Genomic DNA, 10,827 nt, shown 5'->3' on the forward strand with positions numbered 1-10,827 from the left:
CTCCTCGAATCGTTGGCAGTGGTCGGCACGCAGAATAGAGTCGTGGGCGCAGGCGCAACAAACGCTAAAAACGCACAACGTTGTGCACCCCGGGAAGGACACCGCCCCGGGCACGACCGGTGCTTCCGCAAGAAGAACGACAGGGACAACCTCCGGCAATCGATGAGAAAAGACATTCCCAACCTGGGCGCGCTGCAGGCCTTCGAGGCCTCGGCGCGGCTGGGCAGCTTCACCCGTGCGGCGAGCGAACTGGCGCTCACGCAAAGCGCGGTCGGCCGGCAGGTGGCCATGCTCGAGCAACGGCTCGGCGTGCCGCTGTTCTCGCGCGTGCGGCGCCGGCTCACGCTCACCGACGTGGGCCGCGAATACGCGGCACGCATCCGCCGCCACCTCGACCAGATCCGCCGCGACACGCTGGAGATCAGCGCCGGCCATGAAATGGGCTTCGTGCTGGAACTGGCGGTGGTGCCGACCTTCGCCACGCAGTGGCTGATACCGCGCCTGCCGGAATTCAGCCGGCTTCACCCGAACATCACCGTGAACCTGTCGGCGCGCTCGCAGCCTTTTTCCTTCCAGGAGAACGCCTACGACGCGGCCATCTACTTCGGCGACCAGTTCTGGCCGAACACGCGCGGCGGGCTGATCTTTTCCGAGGGCGAGATGGTGCCCATCTGCAGCCCGGCCTTCCGCGATGCGCACGGCCCCTGGGACGAAGCAGGCTTCGAGCGCTGCCGCCACGTGCACCTGAGCACGCGCGCCCATGCGTGGCGCGACTGGTATGCGCAGCAAGAATGGGAATACACGGTGCACGCCTCGCGCGGGCCGCGTTACGAACTGTTCACGATGGTGGTGGCGGCCACGGCCGCCGGCATGGGCGTTGGCCTGGCCCCGCGCATCCTGATCGAGCATGAACTGCGCACCGGCGAACTCGTGATCCCGGTCGACCGGCACCTGGACGTGCGCCAGGGCTACTACTTCGCCTACCCCGAAGGCCGGCCGGCCTCGGGTGCGCTGGAGGATTTCAAGCGCTGGGTGCTAGGGCTGACGCCGGGCTAGCGGCCGGCCCATCCTGTCTATACCGGCCATTCCGGCGGTTCGCGGCCCGGTGCCGGTACTGCCCCGTTCCGGGGCACTTTCATCCCCGGGCGCAGGGTACCCTCCCCTCGGATTGATGCTTAAATATTCGGATTCGAAGCCTTTCGCCCCCGTCGCGCTCTGAAATCCTTGTAACAATTTGCGTGACGGCCTCGCGCCAGCCATATATATTGCGCCAACGAAGCAACTGCTGCGTTCTCTGCCGTGCAGCACTGCCGCACCCGGAGCTACCGGCCTGTGCCAGCGGCGGGATCAAGTCCAATGTCATTGTCTGTCTGGGTCAGGATTCGCTTGCCGCTGGCCATTCTCATGGCCGGTGCGGTGCTGTCGATCGCCCTCGCCGTGTCCGCCCACCAGGAGATCGGGCGCAGCGCCCAGGCCCGCTTCGACTCGACCGCCTTCGACCTGGCGCGCAAGGTGGAAGCCCGTTTCGACGACTACATCGCCGTGCTGACCGGCCTGCGTGCGCGCTTCAATACCCCCGAGGGGGTGACGCGCAGCGACTTCAGGGACTACGTCGCCGGCCTTAACCTGGAAACCGCCTACCCCGGCTTCCAGGCCGTCAACTACGCGCCCAGCATCGCGGCCAAGGACCGGCACGCCTTCGAGGAAAAGGTGCGCGGCGATGCCAGCCTCGACTCCGGCGTGGCCTCGGGCTTCGCCATCAAGCCGCCCGGCAAGCGGGACATCTACTACCCGCTGGTCTACATCGAGCCGCAGGCCGGCAACGAGAGGCTTATCGGCAATGACCTGGGCGCGATGCCCGACCGGGGCGACGCGCTCGAGCAGGGGCGCGACACCGGCGGGCTGGTCACCTCCGGCCGCAAGGTCCGCATTCCGGGCCGCGAGTCCGACATCGGGCTGGCGATGCGGCTGCCGGTCTACCAGCCGGGCCAGCCGCTCGACACGCTCGAGCAGCGGCGCAGTGCCTACATCGGTTCGGTCGGCGCGGGCTTCAGCATCGCGGGAATGCTGCGCGACATGGTCAGCCCCGACGCCGCGAAGACGCTGCGCCTGCGACTTCGCCTGGTCGATGCCGGCCCGGGCAAGGGCGCGATCGGTACGCGCATCGAGACCCGGTTCGTTCCGACCACCGCATTCAGCGAGCAGCAGCTGCTGTTCGACAGCGCCGGCATGGCCAAGTCCTCCGTCGCGCCCGCGCACAGCCTGCAGCGCATGCTGGGCTTCGAACTGGGCGGCCACTCCTGGCTCGTGGAGGTCGGCCAGGACGAGAACCAGGTCTTCGGCCCGCTCGACAAGACCATTCCGTGGTTCATCGTCTTCGGCGGACTCGCCACCAGCATGCTGCTGGCCGGCATCGTCTTCTCGCTGACCACCTCGCGCAGCCGGGCCCAGGTGCTGGCCCTGGAGATGACCAGCCACCTGCGCGCCAGCGAGCGCCAGTGGAAGGACGCCCAGCAGATGGCCAGCCTGGGCAGTTGGACCCTCGATCCCGCGACCGGCGCCCTCGAATGCTCAGAGGAAGCACGGCGCATCCTGGGCTTCGACTCCGATCCCATCCAGCCCGACCTGACCGCGCTGCTCTCGCGCGTTCCGGCGCCTGAGCGCGGCATGGTGCATCGGCAGATCACGCTGGCCTCGCAATCCTCGGAGCGCAACGAGTTCGAGCACCGCCTGTGCCTGCACGACGGCACGGAACGCTGGCTCCACGTCATCGCGCAATCGGCCGAGGAAGACGGCAAGACGGTGGTGCGCGGCACGGTGCGCGACGCCACGCGGCCGCGCAAGGACGCGCTGCGCCAGAAGCTCGAATACAAGATCGCCCGCCTGCTTGCCGGCGACGGCAGGGCCGAGACGGTGATGGGGCTGGCGCTGGAGGCGATATGCACCGACCTGCGCTGGGACTGCGGTGCGCTGTGGAGCGTCGGCGACGACGGCCTGGCCCACTGCACGGTCGCATGGCACGGCGACAACGACCCGGCGGTGCGGCAGTTCGTCGAGACCAGCCAGTCGATCGCCTACCGGCCCGGCGAGGGCTCGCTGGGCCGCGCCTGGGGAATCGGCAGCGTCGTGCGGATCGACACGCAGACCGCACCGGGCCATTTCGCCCGCGACACGATGGCCCGCGAAGCCGGCCTGAGCGTGGGCCTGATCGTGCCGATGGTCGCCACCGACGCGACCACGGCGCTGGAGCTCTTCGGATCGGCCCCCTACGCCGCCGACGCCGAGACGCTCGAGTCGCTGCGCGTGATCGCGTTGCAGATCGCCCAGTACAGGCAGCGCAAGCAGGCCGAGCGCAGCCTTCGCTTCATGGCCAGCCACGACGAACTGACCGGGCTGCTCAACCGCTCGGCGCTGCAGAGCGAGCTCGACCGCGCCATCAAGCGCAGCAACCGCAGCCAGAAGCAGTTCGCGGTGCTGTTCGTCGACCTGGACCGCTTCAAGCACATCAACGACACGCTGGGCCATGGCGCGGGCGACGAGATGATCAGGATCTGCGGCGAACGCCTGGCGGCCCTGCTGCGCGACAGCGAAGTCGTGGCGCGCTTCGGCGGCGACGAGTTCGTGCTGCTCCTGGAGAACCTGTGCAGCGCCAACGACGCCGCGGAGCTTGCCGAGAAGATATTGGCTACCTGCGCCGAGCCCTTCCTCATCAACACGCGCGAGCTGCACGTCAGCGCCAGCGTCGGCGTGAGCATCTATCCGGAGAACGGAGGCGATGCCGAGACGCTGCTGAAGAACGCCGACACTGCGATGTACCGGGCCAAGAAGAAGGGCCGCAACACCTACCGCTTCTACGCGGCCAAGATGAATGCGCAGAGCACCGAGCAGCTGATGCTGGAGAGCGCGCTGCGCCATGCGCTGGAGCGCGGCGAGCTGGAAATGCACTACCAGCCGAAGCTGAACCTGCAGACCCAGCGCATCGTCGGCGTCGAGGCGCTGATGCGCTGGCACCACCCGGCCCTGGGCATGATCCCGCCGGTCCAGTTCATCCCGATCGCCGAGGAGCTCGGCCTGATCCTTTCCATGGGCAAGTGGGCCCTGGAGCAGGCCTGCGCCGATGCGCTCGCATGGCAGAAGTTCGGCCTGCCGGAGGTGGTGACCAGCGTCAACCTGTCGCCGCGCCAGTTCGAGAGCCGCACGCTCATCGCCGACATCAAGGCCGTGCTCGAATCGTCGGGTCTCGAGCCGTCACTGCTGGAGCTGGAGATCACCGAAGGCGCGGTGATGGCGAACCCCGAGCATGCGGCGGAGCTGCTGCGCACGATCCGGGACATGGGCGTGGGCCTCGCCATCGACGATTTCGGCACGGGCTATTCCTCGCTCTCCTACCTGAAGCACTTTCCGCTGTCGACGGTCAAGATCGACCGCTCGTTCATCAACGACCTTTCGCAGGATGCGGACGCGCGCGCGCTCATCGACGGCATCATCACCCTCTCCCACGGGCTGCGGATGAAGGTCGTGGCCGAGGGCATCGAGACCCTCGCCCAGCTCGAGTACCTGCGCAGCCACGGATGCGACGAGGCCCAGGGCTACTGGCTGTGCAAGCCCGTTCCCGCGGACGAGGCTCGCGATTTCATGGCGCGTCACCTGCGCAACCAGTTTGCTCCATCGGTGCTGGCCTGACGGCCCGACCGTCGGCGCAATCGTCACCGGGCACGCTCGCCCGGACCTACCCACCACCTCACAGGAGCATTCATGACTCACCCCACCCAGCACAAGACACTGGAGCAGACGATCGCCGCCATCGAGGCGCTCGACTTCACGATGATCAAGTTCAAGGCCTGCCGCGCGGAAGACGGCTACGGCTGGTCGGCCGGCTACGCGAACAAGATGGAAGTGGCCTACAAGCGCTACCTGATGCTGCACGCCAGGCACCCCGAGATGACGCTCGCCCCCGAACAGGACGTCGACCGCTTCTGGCACATGCACATCCTCGATACGCGCAAGTACGCGGCGGATTGCGAAGCCACCTTCGGCTACTTCCTGCACCACTTTCCCTACCTCGGCCTGCGCGGCGAGGACGACGCCAAGGCGCTGCAGGCGGCGTTCGAGGAAATGCAGCGCCTGTCGGCAGAGGAATTCGGCGAGCCGGCGTCCACGCCTCGCCGCGAGCCGGCCGGGGATGCGGCCGCATGGTGTTCGCTGGAGGCAGCCAAGCCTGCGGCGGCGTGGTGCTCGCTGGAAACAGCCAAGCCCGAGGCGGCGTGGTGTTCGCTCGAGGCGGGCAAGCCTTCCGCCACATGGTGCTCTGCGGAAGCGGCCAAGCCCGGGGCGGCATGGTGCTCGCTCGAGGCGGGCAAGCCTTCCGCCGCATGGTGCTCGGCGGAAGCGGCCAAGCCTGCGGCGGCATGGTGTTCGCTCGAAGCGGGAAAGCCGTCCGCTGCATGGTGCTCGGCGGAAGCGGCCAAGCCCGCGGCGGCGTGGTGCTCGCTCGAAGCCGGCAAGCCCTCCGCCGCATGGTGTTCGCTGGAAGCGGGCAAGCCCGAGGCAGCCTGGTGCTCGCTGGAAGCCGGCTCCGCTGTCGGCACGAAGCCCGCGGTGGATATTCCTGTGAAGGCCGGTGCGCCCGAGTCCGCAGTTTCCCGCCTGGCGTGAACGGATGAAGGACCGGCGCGGGAAGGAGGCCGCCGGTCCGCCCTGCCTCACCGGTACCGGGCCTAGACCGGGTTGGGATTTCGCTCGAGGAAGCCCTGCTGGTGCCAGTAGGGATAGGCCCGCGTCGTCGCGCTGGCCGCATCGAGCTCGGCGACCTGCGCGGGCGTGAGCTTCCAGCCCGCCGCGCCAAGGTTCTGGCGCAGTTGGGCCTCGTCCCGCGCGCCGATCACCACGCTCGACACCGTCGGGCGCTGCAGCAGCCAGTTGAGCGCGACCTGCGGCACCGTCTTGCCGACTTCGGCGCCGACCTTTTCCAGCGCATCGACCACGCGGTACAGCAGCTCGTCGGGCACCGGCGGCCCCATGTCGGCCGTCGCGTGCAGTCGGCTGTTGGCAGGCAGCGGCTGGCCGCGCCGGATCTTGCCCGTGAGCCGGCCCCACCCCAGCGGGCTCCACACCACCGCGCCCACGCCCTGGTCCTGCGCCAGGGGCATCAGCTCCCATTCGTAGTCGCGACCGACCAGCGAGTAGTAGGCCTGGTGCGCCACGTAGCGAGCGAGGCCGTGGCGCTCGGACACGGCCAGCGACTTCATCAGGTGCCAGCCCGAGAAGTTCGACACGCCGATGTAGCGCAGCTTGCCCGCGCGCACGAGATCGTCGAGCGTGCCCAGCGTTTCCTCCACCGGCGTGCTCGCATCGAAGCCATGCAGCTGGAACAGGTCGATGTAATCGGTGCCCAGGCGCTTGAGCGCGCCGTCGATGGCCTGCACGAGGTGATGGCGCGATGAGCCTACGTCGTTCGGCCCCTCGCCGCTGCGGAAGGTGGCCTTGGTCGAGATCAGCAGAGCGTCGCGCGGCCGGCCCTTGATCGCCTCGCCGAGCACCGACTCGGCCGCGCCGGACGAATAGATGTCTGCACTGTCGAACATGTTCACGCCCGCCTCGAGGCAGATGTCGATGAGCTTGCGCGCCTCGGCCACGTCGGTACTGCCCCACGCGCTGAAGAACTCGCCCTTGCCGCCGAAGGTGCCGGTGCCAAAACTCAATACGGGGACCTTGAGGCCCGATTTGCCCAGATGACGGTATTCCAAAGTGGTACTCCTTGGTGCTTGAGGAATTCGGGAAAGAAAAAAGAAGCGGCCGAGCCGCGCGGCCATTGTTGGGCGGAGCGTTGAACCTTGTGGGCGGATGGGCTTTGCGAGACGGGCAACAAGTGGGTGACAAAGCTGCCACGGAACTCTCTTTTTCGCTCCGTAGCATGCGCCGCGAGGTCGTGGCCTTGCGATGAGTGCGATGCGCAAGACCAAGCCCTTCAGAGAGCAGACAACCAATAAGTTCTTCAGGGAGGAAAACCCATGCTTGTCGAAATCGACAAACACGGAATGATCAGTCACGCGCGCGTCAGGCATGCGCGCAGTACACAGATCGAACGAGGGAAACGGGTCGGGGCTATCACCGGCATCGTCGTGCATCAGACCGATGCCGATACGCTGGAGTCATCGCTGAACAGCTACAGGAACCCCAAGGCCAATGGAGCGCACTTTCTCATCGACAAGGATGGGACGATTTATCAGACGGCTGCGATTTATCAGAGGACGAATCATGTGGGGCCGTTGAAGGCGAGATGCCTGATAACAGGCAAATGCGCCCCGCGCGACTTTCCGGCAAAGGCTGGAGCCACGACGATTCATCGCATTGAAATGCGCAAGGCACCCCATGAGCGCTATCCAGGCAACATGGAAGCCGTCGGAATCGAGATGGTTGGCAGAGCCAGGTTGCCGCCGGGCTTCAAGGATCCGGATGTCCGTGCCAATCGCCCTCTCGAAAAGCTGCGCGCAGAATTCGGCATCTTTCCCACACCGTCCGCAGCACAGAATCAATCGCTCGCGTGGCTTGTCAGCGTGCTTGAGAGTTCCATGCAGATCGCGCCGGGCGAAGTCTTTCCACATTCCGACGTCAGTTGGAAGAATCCGACAGAGGCGCAGGGTGCGAATTGGAATCTGAAGGTACCAACACCATGAGCAACGCCAGCATTCTTGGCATCGCAGCCCTTATTGCGGCCGCAACGGCATTTCCTGCTCACGCGGCCGACAAGCGATATCCGCTCGCCGACGTGATGAAGATAGAAATCACCGAGCCTTCAATACGATCCGCATGGGAAAACAAGAACTTTCTTGACTGCGACGACGTTGTCCTGACCGAGGAAGATGTTCGCCATGCACTCCGGCATATGCGCAAGGTCTCGGAGAAATCCTATTTCGACGAGTACGCGGAACGAACCGGATGTCTTGGCGGTGCGCGCGTCACGTTCAAGAGCGGCAAAGCTATTGCGATCGGCATCGAGCCGACGGGACGCATCAATACCTTCGAACTCAACGCCAAGCTCAAGCCCATCCCCGGCCCGGAAACCTACTATGAATGCGATCCTTGCAAGGCTCGCAAGATGGAGCTCCTGAAGGACGCGCTCAATCGGGCAGATGAACGACGACTCAGGAAGCTGGAGGCGGAAGGAAAGATCCCCCCTGGTGAAGCGGAACGTCGCCTCAAGGCTTTGAGGGCCAGCCGTTGAAATCGCCATGTTCCCCCTCGCGCACCTTGAGCCAAGCCAAGGTCATCTTGATGGCGTCGGTCTTCGCTGCGGCAACTGTCCAGGTTCATGCGGCCGACAAGCGATACCCCCTTGCCTCCGTAAAGAAGATCGAGGTCATCGAGCCCTCCAGCGGATCCGCATGGGAAGACAAGGACTTCCTGGATTGCACGGATGTCGTCCTGACCGAGGAAGACGTGCGCTATGCGCTCCAGCACATCCGCAGAGTCCCGCGGAAGTCCTATTTCAGCGAGTACACCGAAAGAACGGGCTGCTCGGGCGGTGCATCGGTCACCTTCAAGAATGGAAAGTTCATCGTCATCGGAGTCGAACCCACGGGACGAATCAACATCTTCGAGGCGGACGCGAATCTTGAGCCCACCAAAGCCCCGGAAAGCTTCTACGAATGCGCGCCCTGCAAGGATCGAAAAATGGACCTCTTGAAGGACGCGCTGGATCGAGCCGACGAACGGCGGCTCAGGAAAGCAGAGGCCGAAGGAAAGATTCCCCCCGGCGAGGCCGAGCGCCGGCTAAGAGCATTGCGAGCCGGCCATTGAACGCGACACGCCCCTACTCTCGCGCCATGAACTGGGCCGGCATCTTTTCGATGGCGTTGGTAGCAGCAACAGCAACCGCCCAGGTTCATGCCGCCGACAAACGCTACCCACTCGATTTCGTCCGGAAGATCGAGATCATCGATCCCTCCAACAGATCTGCATGGGAGAACAAAGACTTCCTGGATTGCTCTGATGTCGTCCTGACCGAGGAAGACGTGCGCTACGCGCTTCAGCACATGCGCAGAGTCTCGGAGAAGTCCTATTTCGGCGAATACACGGAAATAAGCGGGTGCCTGGGTGGTGCGTCGGTCACGTTCAAGAATGGAAAGGTCATCGTCATCGGGATCGAGCCTACGGGACGCATCAACATCTTCGAGTCGAATGCAAAGCTTGAACCCACCAATGCCCTGGAGAGCTTCTACGATTGCGCGCCTTGCAAGGAACGCAAGATGGCTCTGTTGAAAGACGCCTTGAATCGAGCGGACGAACGGCGGCTCAGGAGGCTGGAGGCAGAAGGAAAGATTCCTCCCGGCGAAGCCGAGCACCGACTGAAAGTCCTGCGAAACAGCCGCTGACCCTTGCACTCCCCCACCCCGCTTCGGCGGGTTTTTCTTTCGCCCTACTCTCCCGATCAACCACCCTTCGGCTGGATAACATCACCCGATGCGAATCTCCCTCGAAAGCCCCGCCCAACCCGACGTCGTCCAACTCATCGACGACCTCGACGCCTACCAGAAGCCGCTGTATCCGCCCGAGTGCCACTACGGCATCGACATCGCTGCGCTGTCTGCCGCGAATGTGCTGTTCGCTGTGGCCCGCGACGGCGAAGGCACGGCCGTCGGTTGCGGAGCCATCGTGATGGAGCCGGAATTCGGCGAGCTCAAGCGCATGTACGTGCGACCCGAGAACCGGGGACAAGGCGTCGCGGCGAAAGTGCTGGGCTTCCTGGAGGGCGAAGCGATGGCGCGTGGCTGCGCGATGTTCAGGCTGGAAACGGGCGTGAGCCAGCCGGAAGCGCTGTCGTTCTATGCACGCGCGGGCTACGCCCGGCGAGGGCCGTTCGGGACGTACCCGGACGATCCGCTGAGCGTGTTCATGCAAAAGGAAATCGCGGGCTGAGAGGCTGCCGCCTCCATCGGCGATGAATCCGGTCAGCGCCTGATGCGCACCGAAGCCGCGCTGCGCTCGGCCTCGCCGTGGAACACGGCCTCGATGTTGTTGCCATCGGGGTCCAGCACGAACGCCGCGTAGTAGCCGGGGTGGTATGAGCGCTCGCCCGGAGGGCCGTTGTCCCGCCCGCCATGCGCCAGTGCAGCCTTGTAGAACGCGTCCACCATGGCCCGATCCCTCGCCTGGAACGCAAGGTGATGGCGCCCGGTGAGCTCGCCCTGCACTTCCTCGCTGTCGCGCGTCGAGACGAACAACTCGTCCGCCCAGAAGTCTCGCTCGCCCGAGCCGCCCATGGGGATCTCCAGCGCTTCGAGGACGGCGGAATAGAAGGCCTTGCTCGCAGCCAGGTCGCGAACGACCAGGCCGATGTGGTCTATCAGGCGGCCTCGATGCAGTTCGCGTTTCTCCATGGAGTGCTCTTGACGGTTGGTGCGGGAGGCGGAGTCTACAGAGGCTCCCTCCAGACTGCCCTCGCGATCAGGCTGCCTCCGGCGTTGCCAACGCCGCACGCATCGCACGGGTCGCGCTGTCGGCAGCGTCGATGCGACGGCTCATCTCCTCATTGACCAAACGCACCAAAGAGCCGAGTTCGGTGCGCGTGGGACCGAGTTGCTCCGTATCGCCCACTTCGAGCGGTGCAATGAGCTTTTCAAGGCATACATAGGCGCAGAGCACTTCGCGAAGACTGTCGGTGTCGTCGCAGGCTTGCAGCGAAAGAGAGTCGGTGATGTCGAGCTGCGAGCCAATCGGCGGCCCTTTCGCTACGGAGTGGTCGGGAGATTGTGCGGACGCGCTAGCAGAAGTAGCCATGAATGGCCTCCAAGAGGTGCGATTTGCAAAAACCGCCGCACCCAACGC

The 10,827-nt window shown here is 65.1% G+C and carries 11 protein-coding genes; 8 read left to right on the top strand and 3 right to left on the bottom strand.

Going from position 1 to position 10,827, the window contains the following annotated elements; genetic code table 11:
* Window positions 1-162: 162 nt before the first annotated feature.
* The 3 genes from BMY35_RS02675 to BMY35_RS02685 all read left to right on the top strand — a co-directional run bounded on the left by BMY35_RS02675 (window position 163) and on the right by BMY35_RS02685 (window position 5,655).
* Window positions 163-1,056 (top strand): LysR substrate-binding domain-containing protein, encoded by an 894-nt coding sequence (locus tag BMY35_RS02675; protein ID WP_093195433.1) that lies wholly within the window; start codon window positions 163-165, stop codon window positions 1,054-1,056.
* Between the two features lie 330 nt (window positions 1,057-1,386).
* On the top strand, window positions 1,387-4,683 hold the full coding sequence (locus tag BMY35_RS02680) for a bifunctional diguanylate cyclase/phosphodiesterase (RefSeq protein WP_256228067.1): 3,297 nt from the start codon (window positions 1,387-1,389) through the stop codon (window positions 4,681-4,683).
* 72 nt (window positions 4,684-4,755) lie between these two features.
* Window positions 4,756-5,655, top strand: a complete 900-nt coding sequence (locus BMY35_RS02685; RefSeq protein WP_256228069.1) for a glycine-rich domain-containing protein — start codon at window positions 4,756-4,758, stop codon at window positions 5,653-5,655.
* A 62-nt stretch (window positions 5,656-5,717) separates the two neighbouring features.
* Here BMY35_RS02685 and BMY35_RS02690 read toward each other — a convergent pair whose 3' ends face one another.
* A complete protein-coding gene (locus BMY35_RS02690; RefSeq protein WP_093195435.1) occupies window positions 5,718-6,746 on the bottom strand; it encodes an aldo/keto reductase in 1,029 nt (342 codons plus the stop codon).
* A gap of 264 nt (window positions 6,747-7,010) precedes the next feature.
* On the opposite strand from BMY35_RS02690, the gene BMY35_RS02695 reads away from it, so the two are divergent.
* The 5 genes from BMY35_RS02695 to BMY35_RS02715 all read left to right on the top strand — a co-directional run bounded on the left by BMY35_RS02695 (window position 7,011) and on the right by BMY35_RS02715 (window position 9,918).
* On the top strand, window positions 7,011-7,676 hold the full coding sequence (locus BMY35_RS02695) for a peptidoglycan recognition protein family protein (RefSeq protein ID WP_093195436.1): 666 nt from the start codon (window positions 7,011-7,013) through the stop codon (window positions 7,674-7,676).
* Entirely contained in the window at window positions 7,673-8,224 is a 552-nt protein-coding gene (locus BMY35_RS02700) for a hypothetical protein (protein WP_093195437.1), read from the top strand. Before BMY35_RS02695 ends, BMY35_RS02700 begins: the two co-directional genes overlap by 4 nt.
* A gap of 26 nt (window positions 8,225-8,250) precedes the next feature.
* Window positions 8,251-8,799 carry a hypothetical protein gene (locus BMY35_RS02705; RefSeq protein WP_256228070.1) on the top strand — a complete coding sequence of 183 codons (549 nt, stop codon included), beginning with the start codon at window positions 8,251-8,253 and terminating at the stop codon, window positions 8,797-8,799.
* Window positions 8,800-8,825: 26 nt separating this feature from the next.
* Window positions 8,826-9,374: a hypothetical protein gene (locus tag BMY35_RS02710; protein ID WP_093195438.1), complete on the top strand. Its 549-nt coding sequence runs from the start codon at window positions 8,826-8,828 to the stop codon at window positions 9,372-9,374.
* Window positions 9,375-9,462: 88 nt separating this feature from the next.
* Window positions 9,463-9,918 carry a GNAT family N-acetyltransferase gene (locus BMY35_RS02715; RefSeq protein ID WP_093195439.1) on the top strand — a complete coding sequence of 152 codons (456 nt, stop codon included), beginning with the start codon at window positions 9,463-9,465 and terminating at the stop codon, window positions 9,916-9,918.
* A gap of 32 nt (window positions 9,919-9,950) precedes the next feature.
* On the opposite strand, the gene BMY35_RS02720 is transcribed toward BMY35_RS02715, so the two are convergent.
* Together BMY35_RS02720 and BMY35_RS38675 are read right to left on the bottom strand one after the other, a co-directional pair.
* Window positions 9,951-10,379, bottom strand: coding sequence for a VOC family protein (locus BMY35_RS02720; protein WP_093195440.1), 429 nt, complete (start codon window positions 10,377-10,379; stop codon window positions 9,951-9,953).
* Window positions 10,380-10,446: 67 nt separating this feature from the next.
* Complete coding sequence (locus tag BMY35_RS38675) at window positions 10,447-10,779, bottom strand: hypothetical protein (RefSeq protein WP_256228071.1); 333 nt, start codon at window positions 10,777-10,779, stop codon at window positions 10,447-10,449.
* Between the last annotated feature and the right edge of the window lie 48 nt (window positions 10,780-10,827).

Source organism: Variovorax sp. YR750 (assembly GCF_900109805.1).
Taxonomy (GTDB): domain Bacteria; phylum Pseudomonadota; class Gammaproteobacteria; order Burkholderiales; family Burkholderiaceae_C; genus Variovorax; species Variovorax gossypii.